This is a genomic window from Streptomyces sp. NPDC056987, from assembly GCF_042673865.1.
Classification (GTDB): Bacteria; Actinomycetota; Actinomycetes; order Streptomycetales; family Streptomycetaceae; genus Streptomyces.
This window is the reverse complement of record NZ_JBHURV010000005.1, coordinates 244,535-269,281: the sequence shown is the minus strand read 5'-3', so window position 1 is coordinate 269,281 and position 24,747 is coordinate 244,535. Positions and strand designations below refer to the sequence as shown.

General features: G+C 68.5%; 21 protein-coding genes and 3 pseudogenes. 12 read left to right on the top strand and 12 right to left on the bottom strand.

The features are described from left to right. The first annotated feature begins 2 nt into the window (after positions 1-2). A pseudogene (locus tag ACFTZC_RS08845) lies at positions 3-931 on the top strand (LysR family transcriptional regulator). Positions 932-985: 54 nt separating this feature from the next. On the opposite strand, the gene ACFTZC_RS08840 reads toward ACFTZC_RS08845, so the two are convergent. The 3 genes from ACFTZC_RS08840 to ACFTZC_RS08830 form a co-directional block, all read right to left on the bottom strand. After that, complete coding sequence (locus ACFTZC_RS08840; protein ID WP_382888067.1) at positions 986-1,741, bottom strand: transposase family protein; 756 nt, start codon at positions 1,739-1,741, stop codon at positions 986-988. Between the two features lie 771 nt (positions 1,742-2,512). Next, entirely contained in the window at positions 2,513-3,862 is a 1,350-nt protein-coding gene (locus ACFTZC_RS08835; RefSeq protein ID WP_382888066.1) for a M1 family metallopeptidase, read from the bottom strand. Next, positions 3,859-8,121, bottom strand: coding sequence for a Pls/PosA family non-ribosomal peptide synthetase (locus tag ACFTZC_RS08830; protein WP_382888065.1), 4,263 nt, complete (start codon positions 8,119-8,121; stop codon positions 3,859-3,861). The genes ACFTZC_RS08835 and ACFTZC_RS08830 overlap by 4 nt, the downstream gene beginning before the upstream one ends. A 477-nt stretch (positions 8,122-8,598) precedes the next feature. Here ACFTZC_RS08830 and ACFTZC_RS08825 point away from each other — a divergent pair, with 477 nt between their 5' ends. Continuing rightward, complete coding sequence (locus tag ACFTZC_RS08825; protein WP_382888064.1) at positions 8,599-10,776, top strand: RNA degradosome polyphosphate kinase; 2,178 nt, start codon at positions 8,599-8,601, stop codon at positions 10,774-10,776. Positions 10,777-10,798: 22 nt separating this feature from the next. Here the strand turns inward: ACFTZC_RS08825 and ACFTZC_RS08820 are convergent. After that, positions 10,799-11,084: pseudogene (locus tag ACFTZC_RS08820) on the bottom strand (ISAzo13 family transposase); the annotation flags it as partial. A gap of 388 nt (positions 11,085-11,472) precedes the next feature. Beyond that, positions 11,473-12,081 carry an MFS transporter gene (locus ACFTZC_RS08815; RefSeq protein WP_382888063.1) on the bottom strand — a complete coding sequence of 203 codons (609 nt, stop codon included), beginning with the start codon at positions 12,079-12,081 and terminating at the stop codon, positions 11,473-11,475. Positions 12,082-12,118: 37 nt separating this feature from the next. Between ACFTZC_RS08815 and ACFTZC_RS08810 the strand changes: the two genes are divergently transcribed. Continuing rightward, positions 12,119-12,940 carry a phosphotransferase gene (locus ACFTZC_RS08810; protein ID WP_382888061.1) on the top strand — a complete coding sequence of 274 codons (822 nt, stop codon included), beginning with the start codon at positions 12,119-12,121 and terminating at the stop codon, positions 12,938-12,940. Between the two features lie 66 nt (positions 12,941-13,006). Here the strand turns inward: ACFTZC_RS08810 and ACFTZC_RS08805 are convergent, their stop codons facing one another. The 3 genes from ACFTZC_RS08805 to ACFTZC_RS08795 all read right to left on the bottom strand — a co-directional run bounded on the left by ACFTZC_RS08805 (position 13,007) and on the right by ACFTZC_RS08795 (position 15,490). Further along, entirely contained in the window at positions 13,007-13,489 is a 483-nt protein-coding gene (locus ACFTZC_RS08805; RefSeq protein WP_382888060.1) for an integrase, read from the bottom strand. Then, positions 13,486-14,337, bottom strand: a complete 852-nt coding sequence (locus ACFTZC_RS08800) for a DUF3626 domain-containing protein (protein WP_382888059.1) — start codon at positions 14,335-14,337, stop codon at positions 13,486-13,488. The genes ACFTZC_RS08805 and ACFTZC_RS08800 overlap by 4 nt, the downstream gene beginning before the upstream one ends. A gap of 553 nt (positions 14,338-14,890) precedes the next feature. Continuing rightward, positions 14,891-15,490, bottom strand: a complete 600-nt coding sequence (locus ACFTZC_RS08795) for a TetR/AcrR family transcriptional regulator (RefSeq protein WP_382888058.1) — start codon at positions 15,488-15,490, stop codon at positions 14,891-14,893. 118 nt (positions 15,491-15,608) lie between these two features. Here ACFTZC_RS08795 and ACFTZC_RS08790 point away from each other — a divergent pair. The 5 genes and pseudogenes from ACFTZC_RS08790 to ACFTZC_RS08770 all read left to right on the top strand — a co-directional run. Beyond that, positions 15,609-15,845 (top strand): annotated as a pseudogene (locus ACFTZC_RS08790) (SDR family NAD(P)-dependent oxidoreductase); the annotation flags it as partial. A gap of 107 nt (positions 15,846-15,952) precedes the next feature. Further along, positions 15,953-16,357, top strand: a complete 405-nt coding sequence (locus tag ACFTZC_RS08785; RefSeq protein ID WP_382888057.1) for an SDR family NAD(P)-dependent oxidoreductase — start codon at positions 15,953-15,955, stop codon at positions 16,355-16,357. A 14-nt stretch (positions 16,358-16,371) separates the two neighbouring features. Continuing rightward, positions 16,372-17,121 carry an SDR family oxidoreductase gene (locus tag ACFTZC_RS08780; protein WP_382888056.1) on the top strand — a complete coding sequence of 250 codons (750 nt, stop codon included), beginning with the start codon at positions 16,372-16,374 and terminating at the stop codon, positions 17,119-17,121. A gap of 429 nt (positions 17,122-17,550) precedes the next feature. Further along, the gene (locus ACFTZC_RS08775) at positions 17,551-17,796 is read left to right on the top strand and encodes a hypothetical protein (RefSeq protein WP_382888055.1); all 246 of its coding nucleotides are present in this window, start codon (positions 17,551-17,553) and stop codon (positions 17,794-17,796) included. A 755-nt stretch (positions 17,797-18,551) separates the two neighbouring features. Next, positions 18,552-18,917: an iron chaperone gene (locus tag ACFTZC_RS08770; protein ID WP_382888054.1), complete on the top strand. Its 366-nt coding sequence runs from the start codon at positions 18,552-18,554 to the stop codon at positions 18,915-18,917. A gap of 713 nt (positions 18,918-19,630) precedes the next feature. Here the strand turns inward: ACFTZC_RS08770 and ACFTZC_RS08765 are convergent. Both ACFTZC_RS08765 and ACFTZC_RS08760 read right to left on the bottom strand, forming a co-directional pair. Beyond that, complete coding sequence (locus ACFTZC_RS08765) at positions 19,631-20,194, bottom strand: kinase (RefSeq protein WP_382888053.1); 564 nt, start codon at positions 20,192-20,194, stop codon at positions 19,631-19,633. Then, positions 20,187-20,468, bottom strand: a complete 282-nt coding sequence (locus ACFTZC_RS08760; protein ID WP_382888052.1) for a DUF6042 family protein — start codon at positions 20,466-20,468, stop codon at positions 20,187-20,189. The genes ACFTZC_RS08765 and ACFTZC_RS08760 overlap by 8 nt, the downstream gene beginning before the upstream one ends. Positions 20,469-20,535: 67 nt before the next feature. Between ACFTZC_RS08760 and ACFTZC_RS08755 the strand changes: the two genes are divergently transcribed. Next, entirely contained in the window at positions 20,536-21,069 is a 534-nt protein-coding gene (locus ACFTZC_RS08755) for a hypothetical protein (RefSeq protein ID WP_382888050.1), read from the top strand. Positions 21,070-21,107: 38 nt separating this feature from the next. Here ACFTZC_RS08755 and ACFTZC_RS08750 read toward each other — a convergent pair whose 3' ends face one another. After that, positions 21,108-21,752 (bottom strand): TetR/AcrR family transcriptional regulator, encoded by a 645-nt coding sequence (locus ACFTZC_RS08750; protein WP_382888049.1) that lies wholly within the window; start codon positions 21,750-21,752, stop codon positions 21,108-21,110. Between the two features lie 62 nt (positions 21,753-21,814). On the opposite strand from ACFTZC_RS08750, the gene ACFTZC_RS08745 reads away from it, so the two are divergent. Continuing rightward, positions 21,815-22,669: a class I SAM-dependent methyltransferase gene (locus tag ACFTZC_RS08745; protein ID WP_382888048.1), complete on the top strand. Its 855-nt coding sequence runs from the start codon at positions 21,815-21,817 to the stop codon at positions 22,667-22,669. 106 nt (positions 22,670-22,775) lie between these two features. After that, complete coding sequence (locus ACFTZC_RS08740; protein ID WP_382888047.1) at positions 22,776-22,967, top strand: transposase; 192 nt, start codon at positions 22,776-22,778, stop codon at positions 22,965-22,967. 183 nt (positions 22,968-23,150) lie between these two features. Here ACFTZC_RS08740 and ACFTZC_RS08735 read toward each other — a convergent pair whose 3' ends face one another. Then, positions 23,151-23,603: a VOC family protein gene (locus tag ACFTZC_RS08735; RefSeq protein WP_382888046.1), complete on the bottom strand. Its 453-nt coding sequence runs from the start codon at positions 23,601-23,603 to the stop codon at positions 23,151-23,153. 840 nt (positions 23,604-24,443) lie between these two features. Here ACFTZC_RS08735 and ACFTZC_RS08730 point away from each other — a divergent pair. Further along, positions 24,444-24,746: a three-helix bundle dimerization domain-containing protein gene (locus ACFTZC_RS08730; protein WP_382888045.1), complete on the top strand. Its 303-nt coding sequence runs from the start codon at positions 24,444-24,446 to the stop codon at positions 24,744-24,746. Position 24,747 lies beyond the last annotated feature (1 nt).

Sequence of the window (24,747 nt, the reverse complement as noted above, 5' to 3'; positions counted from 1 at the left end):
GCGTGGATGTTGAAGCGCTGCGGACGTTCGCGGCCGTCGCCGGGACCGGCCAGTTCCAAGCCGCGGCCGACGAGTTGGGGATCAGCCAGCAGGCGGTCTCCAAGCGGATCGCAGCCCTGGAGAGACACCTCGAGGTCACGCTCCTGGTGCGAACCTCCCGAGGCTCCCGGCTGAGCCTGGACGGGCAGGTCTTCCTGCCGCACACCAAAAAGGTCCTGGCGGCCGTCGAGCAGGCCGAACAGGCCGTGCGCCCCGGCAGCCGTCCCTTGCGCGTCGATGTCCTCAATCGGCGCATCTCCCCGGCCCAGGCCGTCTACCGGTTCTACCGCTCCCACCCCGAGACAGACCTGGACGCGGTCACGCTGAGCAAGGAGAACGCTGCCCAGGCCGCCCAGGCGGTGCTCGAAGGGACCGTCGACGCGTCCTTCCGTGCCCTGCCGGCAGACCAGGTCCCGGCCGGGATCAGCGCCGAACGACTCCTGGACGCACCCTGGAGCTCCTGGTCGGGCCCGGCCACCCCTTGGCGAACGCCCCCTGGGTCAGTCCTGCGGACCTGGCCGGCCACCGCATCTGGATCCCCGGGATCAGGCCAGGCACGGAGTGGGCGGCGTTCTACCAGGCGCTGTCCGAGGCCTTCGGCCTGAGCATCGACGCGCTCGGCCCCAACTTCGGTGACGAGGCCCTGATGGACGCGCTGGCCGACTCGGCCTCTCTGGCCACCCTCATCGGCAGAGGTGACCGGTACCTGTGGCCGCAGACCCACGACCTACGGCGCATCCCGTTGCACAATCCGACCCCGGTCTACCCGCACATGCTGCTCTTCCGCAGCGGAGACCAGCACCCCGTGCTGACCGCGCTACGCGGCCATCTGCGCACCGCAGGCCCGCGAACCCCGCACGACGTGTGGGCACCGGACTGGGTGGACCGCTGACCGGACGACCGAGTTAACAGACACGTCCGAGGGCAGAGGGAGCCCTTTCCAACCTCAAGTTGAGGCGTGGTGAAGGACGACGACGGCCTTCACGATGTTGGTGATCCGGTTGGTGCTGCAGCGGAGCTTGCGCAGCAGGCGCCCGCCCTTCAGGACGGCCATGGCCTGCTCGCCGAGGCACCGGATTTCGGCGTGGGTGCTGTTGTGCCGTCGCTTCCAGCGCTTGAGCCGGCGGCCCCGGAAAGGTACGCGGACATTGCGGCCGGCCCCTTGGTACGCCTTGTCCGCCCAGCACTTCAGCCCTGCCGTTGCGAGCGCGTCGATGATGCCGTGTTCGCGCGCGGCGGTCAGGTCGTGGGTGGAGCCGGGCAGGGCCGCGGAAGCCCACAGCAGTCGACCGAAGGGATCCGTGACGACCTGGACGTTCATGCCGTAGCGCTTCTGTTTTCCGGAGTGGTACGGGGTGTCGGCGGCGATCCGGTCGATGGGCAGGAGGGTGCCGTCCAGGATCACGTACGCCTTCGTCCGGACGGTCGTCATTGCCTCGGCCAGGGTCTGCGCCTGAGCGGCCGGCACTTCGACGGCCTCGCGTGTGCAGCGGTAGACAGCCGCGATACCGATCTCGACCCCCGCGGCGAACTGGGCGCACGTGTCGCCGCATCGCAGGTGGGCCAGGGCGAGCAGGGCCTGACGACCGACGGGCGGACGCCGCCATCGCGTACCTGTCTCCCGCCGGTGAGAGGCCAGTTGCCTCGTCAGGTGCTGCAGCGTGCGGCTGGACAGATCGATCGACGACGGGCAGACAAGCACGCGAAGCTCCTGGCGGACACGGGTGATCTTGGTCGAGAACCCGTCTACCAGGAACTTCACTGTTCCGTACAACCCCTACCCACCAACACACCGACGCCACAGCCAGGTTGGAAAGGGCTCAGTGCTGTCCCGGTGCTTCTGGCGGCGGGCATGGCGTGCTTGTTGGCTATGGCCTGGGTCGCCAGAACTGTGTGGTTCTCCGGTTGACCTCGATTCCGGGGGAGAGTTCCTCCACCTCTGCTGGGGCAACGCTGCGGCGTGTCCGCTGCGGATACACGCTGATCGACCACGGCCGCCCCTGCTGAGAACGATCCTCCTCGATCAATCGGAAGGCTGTCGATGGAATCCCTCGGCCACCCGTCGCGGTCACTATGCCCCACGGGCAGGCTGATGTCGTTCTAGCGGTTCCGGCGTAGCGCGACCACGAAGGCAAGGGCCAGGAGGGTGTCGCAAAGGTTACGGGTATCCCGATGCTGTCTGGCGACAGCCCGCCGCCACCAACGTTCAACCCGGTCTGGGTAACCACTCCACAACCGCCGCTTTACGCGGACATGCATGTGCGATCCGACGCAGCGATTCACCTGAGAAGTGCTCCCCGACTCGCGGTCGTAGCGTCCTCAGAGATCCTGTCGTTGCAGGTCAGCCCTACCTCTACCTCTCATGCTCACGCTCCGAACAGCACACTTCATGAAAGCGCGAGGCTAGGGCCACGCCTCCGACATCGAAATGACGACGCTTTACTGGCACTCCCCCGCAGACCATCGCGCTGGCCTATCCCGGAGTCGACAGTGGCGGCAGCACGGACTGCCATACCCACGCGTCGATGACCGGGCCGAGCGGCCGGGCGGTGTACTGCTGGGCGTGGGCTGCGAAGTCGGTGGTCGTCACCAGGCCGTGGCGGTGTATCGTCGTCCAGCCCTTGAGCATCCGGAAGAAGGGGTCCTCGCCCAGAGCGCAGCGCACGGCGTGGACTGCCAGCCCGCCGCGTGCGTACAAGCGGTCGTCGAACATCAATCGCCGTCCCGGATCGGCGAGCCGCAGGTCCTGCCGATGCTGCCGCAGATGGGCGTGTGCCCGCGCGGCCAGGATCTGGACGGTTGGACCTCCGGCATGCTCGGACCAAAGCCACTCCGCGTATTTGGCGAAGCCTTCGTTGAGCCATATGTGCCGCCAGTCCGCGACGGTGAGGCTGTTGCCGAACCACTGGTGAGCCAGTTCGTGGGCGACCAGGCGTTCCGAGCCGCCCTGCCCGTCGAGGTGGTTCGTCCCGAAGGTGGCCAGCCCCTGCGCCTCCACCGGGACATCGAGTTCCTCGTCCGCGACGACCACGGCGTACTCGTTGAACGGATACGGCCCAAAGACATCCTCGAAATACTTCATCATTTGTGGCTGCCGGGCGAAGTCCCTGGTGAACTCGGGCACCAGCCGGGCCGGTACGTATGCCGTCTGCGGCACAGGCCGGCGGGCGTCGAACGATGAGGCCCGGCTGGTGAACGGTACGGTTTCGTACCGGCCGATGGAGACGCCGACCAGGTAGCTGGGGGTGGGCGCGGGTTGTTCGTACACCCAGGTGGTGCTGCTGGCCCGGGTGGTCCTGGCAAGCAGTCGGCCGCCGACGACCACGGTGTACGGGGACGGTGCGGTGAGCGATATCTGGTAGGACGCCTTGTCTCCGGGGCGGTCGTTGCACGGGTACCAGGAGGGGGCGCCGATCGGCTGGCTGGCGACCAGCGCGCCGTCGGTCAGCTCCTCCCAGCCCAGACCGCCCCAGTGGCTGCGAATCGGTGCCGGATTGCCGGCGTAGTGCACCTCGACGGTGAACGCCGCTCCTGCCTCCAGCGTCCTTTCCGGGCGAATCCGCAGTTTGCCGCCCCGGTGGGTGTAGTGCGTGGTGCGGCCGTCGACCGTCACCCGGTTCAGCCGGAAGTCGGCCAGGTCCAGGGAGAACTCACGCAGCGGCCCGCGGTCGGCCACGCCGCTGAGGCGTGCGGTCCCGCTGAGCCGGTTGGCTGTGGGCCGGTAGGCCAGCGCGAGCTCGTAGCGGTGGATCCGGTAGCGGGTGTCACCGTGGGCGGGGAAGTAGGGGTCCGTGTCCGGGGCGGCTGCCTGCTTCTGCCTCAACGGTCTTGCTCTCTCTCGTGGTCCGCGGATCGTGCTGCGTCGGGACGTGCCTCACCATGCCCGGCCCAGGCCTGGGCCGGGTTGCCGAGCCACCGGCTGTCCGGCGGGATGGACTCGCCGCGCATGACCAGTGAGGCCGGTCCCAGCGTGCTGCGGGCGCCGACCTCGCAGCCCGGTAGCACGATCCCGCCCGGTCCGATTGTCGCGCCTGCGCGCATGACCACCGTATCCATCCGCATAATGCGGTCGTGAAAGAGGTGGGTCTGCAGGACACAGCCCCGGTTGACGCTCACCGCGTCCTCCAGGGTGACCAGGTCGGCCTCGGGCAGCCAGTAGCTCTCACACCACACGCCCCGACCGATCGTGGCCCCCAGTCCGCGCAGCCACAGACTCATCGCCGGGGTGCCGGTCACCGAGCCGACCAGCCAGGGCACCGCCAGTACCTCGACGAAGGTGTCCGCGAGCTCGTTGCGCCACACGAAGCCGCTCCACAGCGGGCGTTCCACGGCCCGGAACCGGCCGACGAGCAACCACTTGGCGCTGATGGACACGATGGCCGCCGCGGTGCCTGCGGCCAGCAGCACGACGCCGGAGGCCAGCGCCGTCAAGAGCGGGGAGCCGGCCTCTGCCAGTTCGGCGAGTGCGGCCAGGGTCAGGACGGCAAGGGCCCCGGAGGCCAGGACGGGGACCAGCCGGCACACCTCGACCAGGCCGCGCGCCCACACCAGGCGGGCCGGCGGTGCGTAGGTCAGGCTCTGATCGGCGCTGTCGGCCGAGCGGGGCAGGCGTACCGGCGGCATCCCCAGGTAGGAGCGGCCCTTCTTGGTCTTCTTCGGTGTGGCCGACAGCACACCCACCAATCCGCGGTCGGGCACGGTACGCCCGGGGGCGGTCATCCCGGAGTTGCCGAGGAAGGCCCGCTCGCCGATCTCTGCGGCGCCGATCCGCAGCCAGCCGCCGCCGAGCTGGTACGGGGCGACCAGGGCGTCGTCGGCCAGGAAGGCGCCGTCGCCGATGGTGGTCAGGCTCGGCAGTGCCAGCACGGTGGACACCTCGGCCCGGCGGCCGATCTTCATGCCCAATGCGCGTAGCCAGCTGGGGGTGATCAGCCCTGCGTAGAGTGGGAAGAGCCACTGCCGGGCCGCGTCCATCAGCTGGCTGACGGTCCATGCCTGCCAGCCCGTGCTGCTGTGCAGGGGGTGCCAGCCGGGGCGCAGTCCGATGCTCAGCAGCCGAACGGCGGCGCACAGCAGCACGGCGTAGGCCAGTCCGAAGGCCAAGGTGGCGGGAACCAGGGCGGCCAGCGCGCCGCGCAGCGCGCCGCCGAGGCCGGCGCCGACCGGAATGATGGCGCCGACCACGGCGAGGGCGGGGACCGCGGCGGCCATCGGGAACAGGCTCAGTGCGTATCCGCTGGCGCCGTAGGCAGCAACCCATCGGGCCCGACGCGGGGGGCGGTGCTTGGGCCAGCGGCGTTCGGCCCGGCCGCGTTCGACGGCGGGCGCGCCGGCCCAGTGCCGGCCTGCGGGTACCTGCCCGGTGATGCTGGAGCCGGCTGCGACCTGGGCTCGTTTGCCGACGCGGGTGCCGGGCAGCAGGATGCTGCGGGTGCCGACGACCGCGTCGGGGCCGACCTTCACTGCTCCGATGTGCAGCCGGTCGCCGTCGACCCAGTGGCCGGACAGGTCTACCTCTGCCTCGATGGCGCAGCCCCGGCCGAGTTTGAGTATCCCGGTGACCGGCGGCAGGGAGTGCAGGTCCACGTCGGGGCCGATCCGGGCACCGAGGGCACGGCCGTATCGGATCAGCCACGCCCCGGACAGGGATGTCGCCCCGGTGACCTCGGCGAACCGCTCAGCGGCCCACAGCCGCAGGTGGACGCTGCCGCCGCGTGGGTAACTGCCGGGGCGGACCCCGGCGAGCAGCCAGCGCGCCCCTGCCGCGGAGAGCGCGAGCCGGCCTGGCGGGCTGAACAGCACCGCGCCTGCGGCCGTCACCAGCCACCAGGAGGCGGTCGGTGCCCACGGGAACCCGCCGAACCACGCCAGAACGTTGCCGAGGGCCAGCAACGCCACCGTCCAGCGCAGCCCGACCAGGGTGAACAGAGGCAGCAGCAAGAGCAGCTGGACGATCTTGGCACGGGTCGGGACGGGCGCGACCTCGTGCGCCCTGGTCTCGGTGCGTGCGGTGGCCTCCAGCATCCGGGCGAGCTTGCGGATCGTGGGGTGCTGGTAGATGTCGAGTACGGCAACCGCCGGGTGGCGGCAGCGCAGCAGAGTGGTGAGCTGGGCGGCGGCCAGGCTGTTGCCGCCGATCACGAAGAAGTCGTCGCGGGCGTCGGTGACCGGCATGCCGAGGACCTCGGCCCACTGCTCGGCGATCCACGCCTCGGTAGCGTTGAGGTGCGCGGCGGTGTCCCCTGTGACCGGTTTCCCGCTGCCCTCCGTGGCGCCGGGCAGCGGCCACGGCAGGGCCGCGCGGTCCACCTTGCCCGAGGTGAGGGTGGGCAGCACGTCGACGGAGGCGAGCAGCGGCACGAGGGCGGCCGGCAGCTGCGCGCGCAGGAGGTCGACGGCCGCGGCCCGATCCCAGCCGGCGGTGGTCACCACGTAGCCGACCAGGAGCTGGTTGCCGTGCCGGGCGGTGCGGACCGCCGTGGCGGCGCCGGCCACGCCGGGCAGCGCCTGGAGCGCGGCGTCCACCTCGGCGAGCTCGATCCGGCGGCCGCCGAGCTTGACCTGCTCGTCGGCGCGGCCCAGGAACACCAGCCCGTCGGGGTCGGCCCGGACGAGGTCGCCGCTGCGGTAGGCGCGCGACCAGCCGAGGGATTCCAGCGGAGCGTACTTCTCGGCGTCCTTGGCGGGGTCGAGGTAACGGGCCAGGCCGGCCCCGCCGATGATGAGCTGGCCGCTGCCGCCCATCGGCACGGGTACGCCGGCCTCGTCCACCACGGCCAGCTCCCAGCCGTCCAGCGGCAGGCCGATCCTGACCGGTCCCCGACCGGTCAGGATGGCGGCGCAGGCCACTACGGTCGCCTCGGTGGGGCCGTAGGTGTTCCAGACCTCGCGGCCCTCGGTGACCAGACGGTCGACCAGTTCGGGCGGGCACGCCTCACCGCCGAAGATCAGCAGCCGTACCTCGTCGAGTGACTCGGCCGGCCACAGCGCGGCCAGCGTGGGCACCGTGGAGACCACTGTGATCTCCTGCTCGGCGAGCCAGGAGCCCAGGTCGGCGCCGCCGCGGACCTGGGAGCGCGGTACAGGTACCAGGCACGCGCCACTGCGCCACGCGAGCCACATCTCCTCGCAGGAGGCGTCGAAGGCGACCGACAGGCCGGCCATCACCCGGTCACCGGGCCCGATCGGCTTCTCCCGCAGGAAAAGCCCGGCCTCGGCATCGACGAACGCCGCCGCGCTGCGGTGGGTGACGGCGACGCCCTTGGGCCTTCCGGTGGAGCCGGAGGTGAAGATGATCCAGGCGTCGTCCTCGGGCCTGGGAGGGCGCTGGGGGGTGGGGGCGGCACCGCTTCGCGTCAGAGTGAGACGGTGCTGTGCCCCGAGGACGGCCGTCACCGAAGCCTCGCCGAAGACGAACTTCGCGCGCTCGTCCGGGTCCTCGGCGTCGACGGGGACGTACGCGGCGCCTACGGCGAGGGCGGCCAGGATGCCGATGTAGAGGTCGTTGGTGCCCGACGGGACCCGGATTCCCACCCGGTCGCCCGCGCCGACGCCCGCGGTCGCGAGCCTCCGGCGCAGTTCCTCGACCTCGGTGGCCAGGGCCCGGTAGCTGAGGGCGTTACGGCCGTCGTCGAGCGCCGTCTCGTGCGGGTGGGCCCGTACCGTGGCCTCGAACACGTCCAGCAGCGTCCGCGGCGCGGCGGCGGGGCGCCCGGGGAAATACGCAGGCGGGCTCACGGACGGTCCGACCGCGTCGGCCTGGGCTACAGGGGCGGCCGCAACGGCCGGTGCGGGGTTCTCGGCGAGCGTGATCGGCTCGATGCCGGCCACCGGGGCGGAGCCGTCGCCCCCGGCCGTGATGTCGGCTGCGGGCGTCGCTTCAGCCGCGGGCGCCACGTCGGCCGCAGGCGCCGCTTCGAGCACTGCCGTCGCGTCGAGCGGCTCTGTGCCGTCGGCCAGGGCCGGCTCGCTCTCCTCGACAGGCCCTCTGCTCGGCATTTCAGCCGACTGGATCTGCTCGGTTCCGCAGCCTTCGGCGGCGGTCCGATTCTCCTCCCGCAGCATGTCGCTCCGCGCGGTCACCACCATGTGCTCCTCGTCCCGTCGATCCCTGTCCTGACGGATGCCCGGCTCGAAGGGCCGGGCAGGTGTCTTCCTGCAGACAGGACACTCGGCCCCAAAATAAAACAAGTTGCACCATGTCAAGAGGATCTGGCAAATAGGGATCATTTCGGTCTTTTGTTGATGAGGTGGCCACTCTGACGGGCGAGTCCAGAGATACGCGACAAGTATGAGTATTTCAATGTGAAAGGGTCACCGATCCGGATCCCGGACCGCGGTCCGCCCCGTCAGCTCCGGCCGAGCCGAGCTCGCGGCGCGATCCGGCGTCGCAGCCGCGAAGACGGAAGCCCACCGCACCCTCACGTCGGAGCCGAACGAGCCGAACGCGGAGTCGGAACCGACGGCGGCCGGATCGCGATACGGCCGGACCGTCGAGGCTCCACGGCTTACAAGATTCACAAATGGCGACATAAAGGATATATAACTTAAAGTAGCCTGATGACCACGCATCTTGTGCCATCGAGACGAACCGACTCCGAACCGCTGACGTGGGCAGGACCACAGACGCAGGAGCTGTCGGACGGCCAGCAGCTGCCGCACAGGCGGTTCCTCGACCGGGAGCGCAGTTGGCTGGCGTTCAACGAGCGAGTGCTGGAGCTCGCCGAGGACCCGCAGGTCCCGTTGCTGGAGCGGGCCAGGTTCCTCGCCATCTTCGCAAGCAACCTGGACGAGTTCTTCATGGTCCGGGTCGCTGGTCTCAAGCATCGGATCGCGACAGGGGTGGCCCAGTGCTCCGCGTCCGGGTCGCACCCGGGAGAGGTCCTGAAGCAGATCTGGAGCAGGTCCCGCACGCTGATGGCTCGGCACGCCGCGGCCTTCCAGCACGAGGTCCGGCCGCATCTCGCAGCCGAGGGCATCGAGCTGATCCGCTGGCCGGACGCGTCGGCGAAGGAACAGGCCCACCTGCACACCCTCTTCCGCGAGCAGATCTTCCCCGTCCTGACTCCGCTCGCGGTGGACCCTGCCCGCCCGTTCCCGTACGTGTCGGGTCTCTCGCTGAACCTCGCGGTGGTGGTGCGCAACCCTGCCTCCGGGCAAAGACACTTCGCCAGGGTCAAGGTCCCGCAGTCCCTTTCCCGGTTCCTCGAGGTCTCCCCGCAGCGGTTCGTGCCCCTGGAGGACGTCATCGGCGCGCACCTGGAGTACCTGTTCCCAGGGATGGAGACGCTTGCCCACGACGCCTTCCGGGTTACCCGCAACGAGGACCTGGAGGTCGAGGAGGACGACGCCGAGAACATCCTGACAGCGCTGGAGACCGAGCTGATGCGTCGCCCCTTCGGCCCGCCGGTGCGCCTTGAGGTGGAGGAGTCGATCGACCCCTTCTTGCTCGATCTGCTGGTACGCGAACTGAACATCACCGAGGCCGAGGTCTTCGCACTGCCCGGGCCGCTCGACCTGACCGGCCTGCTGGGCTTGGCGGACCAGGACCGACCCGAGCTGAAGTACCCCGCGTTCGTGGCCGGCACCGCGTGCGACGTCCTGTCCGACGTCACATCCGCCTCGCAGCCGGACATCTTGGCCGTGATGCGCGAGCGCGATGTACTGCTGCACCACCCGTACGACAGCTTCGCCGCCTCGGTCCAGGCCTTCCTGGAACAGGCCGCGGCCGACCCGCACGTACTGGCGATCAAGCAGACGCTGTACCGCACCTCGGGCGACTCGCCGATCGTCGACGCACTGATCGACGCCGCCGACGCGGGCAAGCAGGTGCTGGTCCTCGTCGAGATCAAGGCCCGGTTCGACGAGCACGCCAACATCAAGTTGGCCCGCACGCTGGTACGGGCAGGCTGCCACGTGGTCTACGGCCTGATCGGGCTGAAAACCCACTGCAAGCTCTCACTGGTGATCCGCCAGGAAGGCGAAACACTGCGCCGCTACAGCCACATCGGTACCGGCAACTACCATCCCAAGACCGCCCGGCTCTACGAGGACCTCGGACTGCTCACCGCGGACCCGGACGTCGGCGCCGACCTGTCCAACCTGTTCAACCGGCTCTCCGGCTACTCCCGCCAGCACAACTACCGCCGACTGCTCACATCGCCGCGCGGCCTGCGGGACACGCTGGTCTCGCGCATCCGCTCCGAGATCGCGCATCACAAGGCCGGAAGGCCCGCATACGTCAAGTTCAAAATCAACTCGATCGTGGACGAACAACTGATCGACGCGCTCTACCGCGCCTCCCAGGCGGGAGTGCGTGTGGACGCGTGGGTGCGCGGCGTCTGCGCGATCCGGCCAGGCGTGCCCGGGCTGAGCGAGAACATCCGGGTGCGCAGCATCCTCGGACGCTTCCTGGAGCACTCGCGGATCTTCGCCTTCGCCAACGGCGGCGCCCCCGAAGTCTGGATCGGCAGCGCGGACATGATGCACCGCAACCTCGACCGCCGCATCGAGGCCCTCGTTCGGGTCAACGCCCCCAAACACCGGGCACAGCTGTCCGAGCTGCTCGACCTCGGAATGTCCCACGGGACCGCGTCCTGGCACCTGGGCCCGGACGGCAGCTGGGCCAGACACGCGCAGGATGCCGAAGGCACACCCCTGCGCGACATCCAGGAACTGCTCATCGCCAGCCGGGTTGCGTACCCGGGCCTGCAACCGCCCTGCCGATCGCTGGCCTGAGCCGTCTGCCGGACCGGCACGGCACCCGGCGCCCTAGACGTGTGAGCTCGGCTGCGAGGCTTCCGGTCGACTTCACCGTCCAGCCCAGCGGCGACATCGGATCGCCCCGCTCGTCAGGCTCCACCAGTGCCGGCAGCGCGGACCGAAGACCCGGATCAAGGTCCACGGCCTTCTTCCGACCACCACCGGGCCCGCGGACCCGGTTCATTGGCTCCTCGCCGGCCTCCAACTCGTCCACGCCCTTGCGGACCGTCGTCTCGCTGACCTGGGCGGCCCGCGCGACGGCGGATGCGGCCGTGACCCAAAATCCGGGCCTACTGAGTTTTTCGTTGGTTCTGTGGGTGTGGTGGGTCTTACGACACCACCGCACTGATCCAGGTCCTGGGACAGGTCAAGGATGAGAAAGGCGATCGTGAACACGGGCCACCGCCGAAAGCGGCTGCCCACCGCCCCATAGACCAGCGCCCCCGTGAGAGCGCAAACCCCGAACGCCGCGTTCAGCAGACCGAGATCGACGGCACCGCCAAGCTCCTCACGGGCATGCACGGGCAGGAGCACGGCGCTCCATCCCTGGTCGAGGCTCGTGGTGACCAGCGTCATCAGGCACAGGCCCAGTAGCAGCGGCGCGTCCGCCACGAAGCAATAGCCGTCAGCGAGTTCACGACGGTAGGCCCGCAGCGATATCGGCTCGGCCCGTCACTGGGCCCGTGCCTCGGGGAGGCCGCGCACTCCGAACGCGAACAGTGGCGCGGCCACGGCGAAGGTCGCGGCATCTACCAACAGGACGTTCTCGGCTCCGAGTACGGCGATCAGCACACCTCCGAGAGCGGATACCGTCAGCGCCGCGCAGCGTGCCGCACCGTCATACAGCCTGGCGGCCCTGGTCAGCGGCATTCCGGTGCGTTCGGCGAGCGTGGGCAACAGGATGCCGCGAGCGGTTTCACCCGGCGCCCGGACCAGCCCTGTCATCGCCATCAGCATGCACAGCATCCAGAACTGCAGGATGCCGGCGAACTGCAGCAGCGGGATCGCCGCAACGGCGACCCCGCAGGCGAGATCTGAGGCGACACTCACCCGCCGTCGGCTCATCCGGTCGATGACCGGACCGCTGACGAGCGCAGCGGGCACTGCGGGCAGCAGTGTGCAGAACGCCACGATCCCACCCTTGGCGGCACTGCCCGTGCTATGCAGCACGAACCACGGTACGCCCATGCAGGTGAGGCAATTCCTCGCGATCGAAATGAGATTGGCGGCAAGAACCGTTGCCAGAGGACGGCGATCAACCGTCCCGAAGTCTTCGGACACTACGGAGGTCTCCCATAAGGGGAAGCGCCCACCGTGATTGAAGCAGGTCAGCCGGTGGGGCGGAGCGAAGTGGTCAGCGTCTGGCGCGCATGACGAGGCGCACCGCGGTGCGGTGTTCACAAGCAGCGCCTCCAACACTTCGCTTCCGAAGCTCCAGCTGAAGGAACGATGGTGGCTACCGGTGCTGGCCCCGCGCTTGCCGCTCCCGGTGCGGTTCGGTGAACCGTCCGAGCGCTTTCCCGAGTACTGGACCGTGATGACGTGGGTTCCCAGTGAGCCGCTGGACCACGGCTCGATCAGCCGCGGTGCCCACGCGGCCGACACGCTGGCGGGCTTCCTCCGGGCGCTCCACGTCGAGGTGCCCGCCGAGGCGCCGATCTCTACGGACTTCGGTGCCCATCCCAGGAACTGCACGGACGGCTACGAGAACTTCTTCCAGGCCGTTGGCCCCAACGACATCTCTGCCGACGTCCGGGCCGTCTGGGACGACGCCGTTGCGGCCGACGCGTGGGAGGGCCCGCCGGTGTGGGTGCACGGCGACCTCCATCCCGCGAACGTCGTCGTCTCGGACGGAACGCTCTCCGGCATCGTCGACTTCGGTGCCATGTTCGCCGGCGACCCGGCGTGGGACCTCGCCGCCGCATGGGTGCTGCTACCCGCGGGCATGGCCTCACGGTTCTTCGGCATGTACGCGCACGCAGACGAGGCGGCGATCCGGCGCGCCCGCGGGCTGGCCGCGGTGAAGAGCCTCTTCCTGATGCTCATGGGGCAGAACGGAGAACGAGGCCTTCCCGGCGGCAAGCCGCATTGGGGACCTGCAGGCCGGGCGGCACTCGATCGTGTTCTGAAGGGCGTTTGAGACACGCCTTCTTTAAACCTGTTCTCGATCTTGGTTGAGGGCCATGCGGGGCCCACCTTCGTGGGTTCATCGATCACCGCGCATGGCGGGGATACCGAGGTCCACGGCCGTATGCTGCCTGTGGCCCCGACCTAGCTGGCTGAGCTTCTCCTCGGCGCCGGCCAGGCTGACCTGGAGACCCTCGACCTCGCCGAGCCGGCCTTCCGTCTCGGCTTCGGGGATTCGGGCGATCAAGTTGTCGCGGATCTCGGCAGGCTGTGCCCGTTGGGTCGGGTCAGGTCGGAGGAGCGAACATCTGACACATGCGTGCTCATGGATGTGGGGGGGGGATCCGAAGACGCGTGCGCAGGTGCCGATGGGCACCTTCCGCTTCTCGAAGCGGGCGGGGAAGGCGTCCCGCTCATCCTCTGTCGGGATCCGGTGCTCCTCGCCGGGGCGGAAAGCCCGTCGTCGGGCGATGAATGCCCGGTGGGCCTCGATCGTCTCGGCCGGGTGGACCGCTAATGGTGGAGTCGGGTATTGGAACTGTCCGAATGCCTGCCTGATCACGCGTTGCGTTCCTCGGCCTGCCCGAAGCGCGCCAGGCAATGCCACACCTTCTTGAGCGCCTGCTGGTCATGGAGTCCGGTGCGTGCGGCGTCACCGATGATCCGCGGATCGAGACAGCCGTCAACGGCGATCTCGGTTCCCAGGTCGACGTACTCCTGACCGCGGTATTCCGAGTGGCGACCGAGTTCTTCGACGGCGAGCCGGAGCCCTGGATGCCACTCGAGTCGGCACGGCAGGTCGCGGGATGCTGCCTCCACTACGGTTCCTCGATAGCTCGGGTCCAGGACCAATGCCTCGACATCGCGGTTCAGGACGAGTGGCCCGTGTACCTGTGCCTCGATGTAGTCGTCGAGTGCATCCCGGCTATCGGCCTCAGCCAGCTTTATGAGGGACATAGTGGCCGCGACACCGAATGCCGACGGTTCGAAGAAGCTGTCCGGGTAGCAGAACGTGGCTCGTGAGAGGGCCTCAGCAGTCAGCCGAAAGTGCGCGGAACCGAACCGGGGCGCTCCGCCGAGCGGCTTTCGCCGGAAGTTCAGCGCGCCGTAGACGGGGCGCTCGTGCGCGGACGCATGATCATACGCGCCTCCGAAGATCCGGCTCTCCCAACGCCACCGGTCACCACCAGGATGGGCCGTCAAGCCGCCGTTGCTTGCGCCCGTGACGAACTGCGAGTGATAAACGCCGTCCTCGGCCAACGCGAACAGTATCGGTCGGCCTTCCACCGTGCGATCCGGGTGAAAGTTCAGAGTCACTCGCAGCGCAGGGTCGTCCGGGGCCCCGGACGAGAGCGATGCGACATGACGGATTGCCTGTTCCTGCGGAGACGGAGCTGTACCAGCGTTCACCAGCGCAGTGTGCCCGACGGCGGCCTTGGGTGTCTTGCGCGCGCCTCGGCCCGCGCCCGAAGGGCGCAGGCTGATCGTGTGGAATGGCCCGTGGACGTCGCCCTGTGGCGGCCCGTGACGCGGTTGCCGACGGGGCCGTGGGCGTACGAGATCAAGGTCGTCGGTTCTCCAGACACCTGGAGTTGTCCCATGCGGATGGCTGCTCGGCGTCTCTCGGCAGCCCCCGATCCGCGACGACCTCCGCTGGGATCGGATCGCGGAACTCGCGCAGATCGCGTACGGCTGCCAGCACCAACCCGTGCCTCCTCGCCTTCACTCCGAGGGCCAGTAGGACTCAGAGGAACCCATGGGATGTCGTATGCCAGAAGGCGCTCATGCGGGCCGTTCTGTCCGCGTCGTTCCTCCAGGGGAACGACGTACCCCCGGCGCCTGTCTCGTCGCGCGTTCTGGAAGTCTCGTCAGGTCAATACCTGTGTGCCAGGCCCGGCACACGTGGACGGCGAGGGATCCTCCGCATGCCTGGCAGGAATGGGTCGCGCCCGGAAGGGTCCGGTCACGCCTGCAACCCGTGCACCGCCGTGTCGATCGCCGCCAGCGCCGCCCTCCGATCGAGCCCCGCCCTCGATACGAGCGACAGGCCCTGGACGATGTAGAGCAGGAGCTGCGCCTGGGCCTCCGGGGAGGAGCTGGCCGTGACCTCGCCGGCGGCCTGTGCGCGGCGGAGTGCGCCGGCGACGATGTCGGTGAAGCGGCGGTACGAGCGGGTGACGATCTCCGTGGCTTCGCTGTCCTGGGGAACGAGTTCGGCGGTCGTGTTGCCGACCAGGCAGCCCTGCGGCACACCCCTGTCGGAGATCAGTTCGTCCAGCCGCGCCGGATGGGTCAGGATCTCGCGCAGCGCCGGCAGGAGCGGGGCCGTGTCGAGCGCGGCGGTCAGGTGCCGCTCGTACACCTCCCAGTAGAGCCTGACGGCGTCCAGGTAGAAGCGGCGCTTGTCGCCGAACGCGCCGTAGAGGCTGCCGCGCTCGACGGCCAGCGCGTCGACCAGGTCCTGGATCGACGTCGCCCCGTACCCCCGGGACCAGAACAGTTCGAGTGCGCGCTCCAGCGTCTGTTCCTTGTCAAACTCGCGGGGGCGTCCGGTTCGTGTCACGAGCCCAAGACTACGACTTCTTGACTCGGCGTTCAAGAAGTCGTAGCTTCCGTGGTGCCACTTCTTGAACGGATGCACAGAAGTCGGTTGCTCACTGGCCGGCACGAAGGGCGAAGCAATGAGATTTGCGGGCAAGACGGCGCTCGTCACCGGATCCGGCGCGATCGGCGGACTCGGGCACGCGACAGCCAGGGTGCTGGCCGCGGGCGGAGCCGATCTGATCCTGACCGGAACTGATCCGGAGCGCGGTGCCCAGGTCGTGGAAGACCTCCGCGCGGCCGGTGGAGAGGCCACGGGGACGGTGCGCTTCGTCGCGGCGGACGTGTCCGGCCCGGCGGGCGTGCGGCAGCTGGTCGAGGACGTCGAAGCCGTCGACATCTTGATCAACAACGCGAGCGTGATGACGCTCTCGCCGACACCGGGCAGGACCTCGCGGGCTACGACGCCGCCTTCGCGGTCAACGTGCGTGCCCCGTTCCTGCTCACCGCCCTGCTCGCGGAGAAGATGGCCGCGGGAAGCGGCGGCAGCATCGTCAACGCCAGCTCCACCGCGGCCGGCCTCGGCATACCGGGCATGGCCGTCTACGGCGCCACCAAGGCCGCGCTCGAATCACTGACCCGCACCTGGGCGGCGGAGTACGCCGCCTCGAACGTGCGGGTCAACGCCGTCCCACCGGGCCCGATGCGCACCTCCAAGGTGGTCGCGGCAATGGGCCCGGACATGGGCGGCATGGGCCTGACCACCGTGCTCAAGCGCACCTCCGCCCCGGCCGAGGTGGCCCACGTGATCGCCTTTCTCGCCGGCGACCGGGCCAGCTACATGACCGGGGCAATCATCGCCGCCGACGGCGGCCGCACCGCAATCTGAGGAGAGACAGAACAATGGACCGTCTTACGGGAAAGCACGCACTGATCACCGGAGGGACGAGCGGCATCGGCCTGGAAACGGCCCGCCAGTTCCTTGCCGAAGGAGCGACCGTCGCCATCACCGGCCGGTCACAGGAGAAGCTCGACGAGGCAGCCCGGCAGTTGGAGGGCCCGCTGCTGACCATCGCCAGCGACGCCGGCGACGTACCGGGCCAGGCGGCGCTCGCGGTGCGGCTGCGGCAGGAATGGCCGAAGCTCGACATCCTGATGAGCAACGCCGCCGACATCACCCACCTCCCGATCGAGGCATGGACCGAGGAGGCGTTCGACAGGCTCCTCGCGACCAATCTCAAGTCGCCGTTCTTCCTGATCAGAGACCTGCTGCCACTCTTCTCGCAGCAGTCCTCGGTCATCCTCGTCGGCTCGGTCTCCGCCTACATCGGACACGAGAACGCGACGGTCTACGGCGCGGCCAAGGCGGGCCTGCTCTCCTACACCCGCGGGCTGACCTACGAGCTGAAGGACCGGGGAATCCGCGTCAACGGACTGAGCCCGGGCCCGACCATCACCAACGCGTTCGCGCCCCTCGGCCCCGAGCGCCAGGCAGCCCTCTACGACGAGCTCCGGCAGACCGTGCCGCTCCACCGCCTGGGAACCGCCACCGAGCTGGCCAAGGCGGCGGTCTACCTCGCCTCGGACGAGTCCGCCTACACTGCTGGGACCGTGCTGCGCGTCGACGGAGGCATCGGACAGCTCGCGTACTAAGAGAACAAACCGGCTTGCCTGATGCCGTCGACCGTCAACGCGATGCGACGCTGAGCGCCAAACGCTGTTCGAACCGTCCCCCAGGGCGGTATCAGAAGCCAGCTGCCACCTGTCTCATGAGACACACCAAAGTCTGGAGAACAGGGACCACCGGACCGTACTGTGGCGGACCGAGGACAGCGTCCGGCCGCAGTCCCGTACCGGCCGCGACGCCACCGCGCTCCGGATGGATCCGGCCGTGGCCACCACGAGCTTGCCGCCCGGCGTGATCCTGGACGGCGAGGCCGTGGTCTACGTCGCCGACGACGGTGCGCGGATCAGCTTCGAGACGGCGCAGCCCCGCGCACTGCCCAAGCCCCGCCGGGCCCGGGAGCTCGGACCGGTTCCCTGCGACGTACGTCGCGTTCAACGGTCCTGGCCCATTCCGCAGTGGGTCTGCCTGACCCACGGCCGCGTCCGTACTCGGAGCGGCGCCAGGTCCTCATGGAGGTGCTCGCCAACGTCGGCCCGCCGATCGAGCCGGTGTGGTCGACCACCGACCGGGACGAGGCCCTGCTCCGGTACGAGAACCTTGAAGGAACAGACGTGGAGGGCATTGTCTTCAATCGGCTGGACCAGCGCTACGTCCCGAACGCACGGGGGTGGCTCAAGTACCGGATGCGGCACACCAACTAGACCGTCATCAGTGGGGTGTCCGGTACGGCGGGCGCGCCCGTCATCGCCCTGCTCGGGCGCTTCGACACCGGCGGCCGCCTCCACTACGCCGACCGCACACCGTGCTCTCCGCCCCCGTACGACGCGCCTTCGCCAACGGTCTCAGCCGCCCGGAGCGACAGCCCCTGGACCGGGCGGACCTTCGGCAAGGCCCAGGGGTTCGCGCGAGCACCTGGCCGTACAACTGGCCGAACCGGACGTCGTCGCGGAGGTCGCCGTGGACATCTCCCTGGATCCCCCCGGCCGGTGGCGCCGCCCGGTCCGGCTGCTACGGATACGTAGCGACATGGCACCCACCGACGTCCCCTTCTTCGGTCGGCCTCGGTGAACCAGGGCAGGAACATTGCCCGGCCGTCACCGGCCGACCGGTTTCGAGGTAACGCCCGCAACACCGGTCACGGGCGACGACGCTCTCCTTCCGCTCCGGTAGCCGGGCCGACGGCGAGGCTGCCGGAGCGGAAGGAGCTCGCAGAGTTCAAGACCGTTGCGCTGCTCCAGTACTGGATGCCCGAAGGGTGTCGATGAGCGGGCGCCGGTCCAGGCAGTAGCGCAGCAGCACGCCGATGCCTTCGGCGAAGTGCGGTGTCCGGGCAGCGGGACTTCGTAGTCGGGGAGCCGGGGCCCATCCCACTCGCCAAGGATCTCCTTGGGCTTGCCCGGGCCAGGACGTGATTGACATGTTGATAGGGGCCTCGAATCCGGCTTAACCTCACGGAATGGCGCAGAGCAAGGCAAGCAACGTCGACGGCTACCTGACCGAGGTTCCCGAGGAACGCAGGGCCGTGCTGACCAAGATCCGGCAGATGTGCCGCGAGGAACTGGTGGGCTTCGATGAAGTCATGGCCTACGGGATGCCCGCATACGAACGGAACGGCGCCTGCGAGATCGCCTTTGCCAGCCAGAAGCAGTACATCTCCTTCTATCTCATGCGCAGTGACGTCCGTGAAGCGTTCGAGGAACGGCTGGCCGGGCAGGACATGGGCAAGGGCTGCCTGCGGCTCCGCAGGACGGAGAACATCGACTTCGACCTGCTGCGGGACCTGCTCAAGGCCACAGCCATCCGGCTCGGCAAGATCTGTTGACACCGCCAGGCACCGGGGCACGGCCCGGGATTGCTCGTGCGCGACGGGTTCACGCGCGCCCGCCGCGTCAGCGACTCCGGGGACCCGTTCCGATAGAGGTTGAGTTCCAGGGGACCGGGTCGGGGTCGCGACTGTCGCACGAGATCGAGGAGCAAGAAGCAACCGACGGATTGGCGGCGGGTGACTGCAGCCATCGTTCTTCGGCAGGGCGACGGACGTCGGCGGGAGCAGTCGCTCAGGGCCGTCACGGAAGGTCGGCCAAACCCTTGGCCTCGCGTGCCAGGTGCTTTGCAGAATCTGGTGAGTGAAGGCAGCGCAGGTATCCCGGCAGCGCCTCGTCTCCCAGGTTCTTCTCAGGTAGTTCATGACAACTTGCACTCTCGCGCTGCCCGGCAGGCGGCCGAGCAAATGAAGCTGATCGGCTCCCCCACGCAACGTCTCGCGCGAAAATGGCTGCTGATCAGCTGAGGCTGATTGACAGCCCCCGCAACACGTCGCCCGCCAGTTGGCGTCCTTGACGCCCACGTTGGACATCGCCGCTGACTTGTACGGAAGTGATTGCCTTCGCGCCTTGTGACGGCGGGGCCGCGGCGTCGTTGAATACTGCGCCCCCATTCGGCCCCTGGGGAGGTCAAGGCCGCTTTCCCCCGTGGGGGGGGCCGTGATGTGCCCAAAGAGAGGGTCAGCTCGCCTCGGCACCTTCAGTTGGCTCGTTAACGGTCGACCGCGAGCACGCTGTCCAGGCCACTCTCGCGCCGGATCTGCCGGATGGTGTCGTCCAGGGTGCTGGCCGCGCTGATGACGGTCTCCATCGCGTCGGGCAGTAGGTCCTTCTCTCGGTACCAGTCGCGCAGGTCGTGCTCGGTGACCTGCTTGAGATACTCGGCATCGGGTTTCGCCCCGTACCGCAGCAGCGTCTCCGTGTAGGGCACGTGGAGGTAGTAGCAGCGTGAGACGCCACGGTGGGCACGCACCAGGTCTTGGAGCATCGTGCCGTAGCGGTCGGCGTACAGGATGCCTTCCACGACAACGTGGAAACCGTTGTCCAGCGCGTAGCGGGAGGTCAGGTCGATCAGGCCGATGTTCGCAGATCCGGGTCGGTCGCGTTCGCGGAGCACGGTTCGGCGCAGGTTGTCCTGGCCGACGATCGCGAGGTTGCGGCCGAACTGTTCGCGCAGGCCGGCTGCGACGGAGGATTTCCCCAAGGCGCTGTTGCCTCGGACCACGATCAGGCGGGTGTCTTCAATTCCCACCGCGCCTGGCACGAGCTCAGTCACGCGCCGTCGGCCCTGCGCTCAGCTCCATCCTGGTTGCGTGGAAGTGGTCCCAGTCCATGACCAGGCGGAAGCGTTGGTGTGCCTCCAGCCGTTCAGCGTCGGCAGGCTCCTGCCCGCGCTGTACCTGAGCGTCGCCGGCCTCCACGAGCTCCGCGAGAGCGAGGCGGATGCCCTTGAGCCCGTTCGTGGGGGCCGAGCTCGCTGGCCGCGGTTCGTAGCGACGGACGTGGCGGAGTGGCCTGCCCCACGCCCGGAACGGCGGAAGGGCCGCCACGGCATCCGTGGCGGCCCCGAGCGTACGGGCGGGAGGCTCAGCTGTTGGCGGGGTTCTTGCCCACCAGTTGGCTCAGGAGCTCAATGATCTGGGCCTGGTTTCGGTTGATCTTCTGATCCATGCGTTCCAGCCGCTCGTCCAGGCGGGCAACGTGCTCGCTGAGATTCCAGGCCTTCTGATCGAGGTTGGTGACCTGGAGGCGGACCGCGGTCAGGTCGCTCTTGACGATGCCGAACTCGCGGTCGTTCTTCTGCGCGGCGTCTTCGGAGCGGCGGGTCAGCGCGGCAATCTCGCTCTGAGCGATGGGGTCTTCAGGCCGATTGTCTCAGAGCCCGCAGACCCAGCGGTAGCCACTCCGACATCACCCAGCAGCGGTCGGCCCGGTGCGGACCCGCCGTACGTCCCGCACGAACGTGCACAAAGCGCTGAGGAAGATCACAGCTCCACCTCCGATCCAGAGGGCCGATGCCCCAAAGCGATACTCACGAACGGCAAGAACGAGGAGCATCGTGCCGGCAAGGACGCCGAAGGCGGAGATCAGAGCGCTGATGCGGTGAGTCACACGGACATCGTCAACGACAACCTCGGCCAGCGGAAGTGATCCAAACGAACCGGCCCAGGTTCTGTCCCCGGTCGTGATCAGGGAGCCGGATTCTCTCTCCTGACCAGTAGCTGAGAACAGAGGGTGTCGTACGCCCATCGCTCCCAGTTGTCCGGTGGCCACGCGCGGTCTCGAGTCAGGACAAGGAAGAGCTCGGGACTGAGCAAGGCGTAGATGATGTCCGCCGCCTCTCGCGGGGAGAGGGCGGGGCTGGCGCCGGGCATCTTCAGCAGAGCCTTCGCGGCTGTCGAGATCACCACGTACCGGGGGTCGGTCTGATCCGGCCACAGGTCCCGGATCTCCGGGTCGGTCGCTGCCGCGGCACGGACCATCTCGTTGATGGCCGCGACACGTTCGAGCGTCCCGCGGGTGCCGGCGACCAGTGCGGCCAGCGCAGACTTGGCGGTGGGCCCTGCTGTGACCTCGGCGAACCATGGCCGGTCCATCGTCGGCACCGGCTCGTCGTCGCCCGCGATCGCGACATCGACCAGTTCCTTGAGCAGCGAGGGCTTGTTCCGGAAGACGAAGTAGATCGTCTGCACCGCCACGCCCGCCCGGTCGGCGATCTCCTGCAGCCTGGTCGCCCCGTAGCCCTGCTCGACGAAGAGCGCACCCGCCGCGTCGATGATCCGGCGCCGTGTCTCCCGGGCCTTGTCGCCCCGTTTTCCCTTGACCTCACTCATGACTGGAGCCTATATCTAGAGTGCAACTCTAGAAGTCGACTCTAGTCAATGGAGGGTGATCCGTGCACGCAATCGCCAACCGTCAGCAGGCAGAGGCATGGAACGACTGGGAGGGCATCCACTGGGCCCAACACTCCGAGCGCTACAACGCGATGATGGGCGCGTTCAACGCCCCCCTCTTCGCCGCGGCGGGCATCACCCCGCACGACCGGGTCCTCGATGTCGGCTGCGGCACCGGCCAGACCACACTCCTCGCCGCACAGCAGGCGTACGACGGCCACGTCGTCGGAATCGACCTGTCCGCACTCATGCTCGAACGCGCCCGCGACGACGCCATCACGGAAGGCATCGACAACGTCACCTTCGAGCAAGGCGACGCCCAGGTGCATCCGTTCCCCGACCGCGGGTTCGACGTCCTCATCAGCCGCGGCGGTGTCATGTTCTTCACCGACCACATCGCGGCTTTCACCCATCTCGGCCACGCGCTCGCGCCGGCCGGCCAGCTCGCGTTCCTCGGCCCCCGGCCCGGGGGCTCGGACAGCGCCTATGCCCGTGCGACCGCCGCGCTCTCGCCGTTTCTGCACGAGGCCTCCCCCGCCGCCACGGGGATGGGGTCCCTGCTTGATCCCGCACGGATCCACCAGGTACTCGCCGCCGCCGGGTTCACCGACATCGATGTTGCCGCCGCCGAGGCTCCCATGACCTTCGGCGCCGATGCGGGCGACGCGGCCGACTTCATCTTCGCCATGGGACCGACACGCCACAACCTGCGCGATGCCGCCCCGGCGGCCATCACCCGTATCCGTGCCGCTGTGCATGACGCGCTCACAGAGTTCGAGACCACCGACGGTGTCTGCATCCCTGGGTCCGTCTGGATCGTCACCGCGTCGCCGACAGGCAACCCGTCGATCAAGTGAGTCGTCGTTCCGGAAGTGATCAGCCAGGGGATCTGTCGGACGACGGGGGATCTGCCGGACGACGAGTGAGATCTGCTGGGTCCCCTGCGCCCGCGAGCAACAATCGGTGCTGCCGGTGGAGGAACCACGCCAAGTGATCGACGGAATCTTCCACCGGCTAGGCACAGGGGTGCAGTTGCGTGAACTACCAAAACGCTTCGGGCCGTGGCAGATCGCCCATAAACGGCAGGGCTGTGGGCGGCCGACGGCGCCTGGGACAGGCTGCTGCAGCAAGTCCCAGGCGCCGCGCTCGTCGTAACGGGTGGAAACGGCTCTGAACTGCTCGATACCCGGCGTGGCTGACGTCGATTACCGACCCCCTCCCAGGTGCATTCCGGGTCACTTGATGGTTTTCGGTTTCTCTCGTGACCGGCCGAACGAGCACACTCGGTCTACGTCCCTGCCGGCCGACGAGAAGCAGGTGGACGGCCCGGCCAAGGATCTAACTCGGGCCGGCGGGCGGGTCGGCGTAGGTGCCGTGCAGCATGCCGGTGGCCTGCCCGACTTCGATGAGATAGCCGTCCGGGTCACGCAGGTAGCACCGCACCTCGGCCTTGCGATCGATGGGTGGCGTCAGGAATTCGGCGCCCTTCGCACTCCACTCCCGGTGGCATGCCTCGATGTCGGCAACGCGAAGGTTGAGAAAGGCGCTGACCGTGCTCGGGTCGGTGGGCGGACGCAGAGTGACGTCCGGCTTGTCCGGGGTGGGGCCACCGCCCGGGTTCATGATGATCCATCCGTTGGCGAGTTTGACGGTGCAGGGGTTCTCTTCGAGTACCACCTCACCGCCGAGAACATCGGTGTAGAAGGCCCGAGAGCGGGCCACGTCGGCCACCGTCAGGAAGTGAGTGAGGATGAGCCCGGATTCCGGGGCGGGAAAGCCATCACGGTGCATGCAGAACCTCCAGGCGAATCGGATGTTTCCTTCCATAGTGGTGGATGGATGTCCGTGGGCACGCGGGAACACGGCGGGGAGGGAGCCGGTCGCGCCGGCCGCCGGGCCCTCCCGCGTGCCGCGGGCCCCGCCCCGGCTGACTGGCACGCCCGGGACAGGTCCGGCGGGGAACGCTCGTTCACCCTGCGCGCGCCAGGACGTTGGAACCGCCACCACCCGGCCTTGCCTGGCACGATGTCTGTCATGCAGTGGCTGGCGGCTCCTTGACCTGCTGGTCCGATCCCGGACGCCACGGCCATCGATGCCTTCAACGAGGCGTACAAGGGAGGCCGAGCAGCAGCACGCGGTCTTCATCGCTGTCGGGCATCAGGGCAGGCAATGGACAGTGAAGCGGACGCACTCACCGCCGGCCCGCACCACACTGTTGAGGACTCGGAGTACGAGACGATCCGTACCGTGGTCCTGCGCCTGATCCGCAACCGTGAGATCCGCTCCGACTCATGCAGGGCCGGTCTACTTCGTCTTGTACTACGTGGAGAGCGAACATCGGGCCCGTGAGCTCGCTGCCGCGTCGCACGCCGCTCTCTACGGAGACGCCGAACCACTGATCCTTGCCGTTCCCGAGACGCCGGGCCCCTTGTAGGCGCTGGCACTTCCCCTGTCCAACCCGACGGCTTTCTCGCCCGACCAGCCCAGGGTGCAGGAGGAGTGGAAGCCCCGGAGACTGGGAGGAGAGGTTTCTGCCACGTCGGACAGAGTGCTGGAACGGAGGCATCTGACGGACATGGGACGGTCCGCGAATCGGATGAACAGCGTCGCGACTGCGTTGAGGGTAAGAGGATGAAAGCCCTCGGAGGCCCCGAGCCGGAGGACAGCGAGCCCGCCTGTCACTCCCCGGCCGAGCGGACAGCGCTCCACCGCGTGACGGAGCGGCTCAAGGCGTCCTTCCCCACCGTGGACCACGACACCGTCGACGCCCTCGTACGAACAGCTCACGAAGCGCTGCGTCATGCGAGAGTACGGGCTCGCGCGCCTGTCCTGGTGGAACGCGGGGCCCGAATCGCGCTTGCCGTCACCATGGCGGAGACCAAGAGCGACCGCAGCAGCGGAACCCCGGGGCGGGCGGATACGGATCCGGTGTGAA

What these genes read in the sequence shown, in the direction of transcription:
- ACFTZC_RS08750 (WP_382888049.1), bottom strand. Translation starts at nt 21,752, where the DNA reads ATGAGTGAGGTCAAGGGAAAACGGGGCGACAAGGCCCGGGAGACACGG.
- ACFTZC_RS08780 (WP_382888056.1), top strand. Translation starts at nt 16,372, where the DNA reads ATGGACCGTCTTACGGGAAAGCACGCACTGATCACCGGAGGGACGAGC.
- ACFTZC_RS08770 (WP_382888054.1), top strand. Translation starts at nt 18,552, where the DNA reads ATGGCGCAGAGCAAGGCAAGCAACGTCGACGGCTACCTGACCGAGGTT.
- ACFTZC_RS08735 (WP_382888046.1), bottom strand. Translation starts at nt 23,603, where the DNA reads ATGCACCGTGATGGCTTTCCCGCCCCGGAATCCGGGCTCATCCTCACT.
- ACFTZC_RS08825 (WP_382888064.1), top strand. Translation starts at nt 8,599, where the DNA reads ATGACCACGCATCTTGTGCCATCGAGACGAACCGACTCCGAACCGCTG.
- ACFTZC_RS08730 (WP_382888045.1), top strand. Translation starts at nt 24,444, where the DNA reads ATGAAAGCCCTCGGAGGCCCCGAGCCGGAGGACAGCGAGCCCGCCTGT.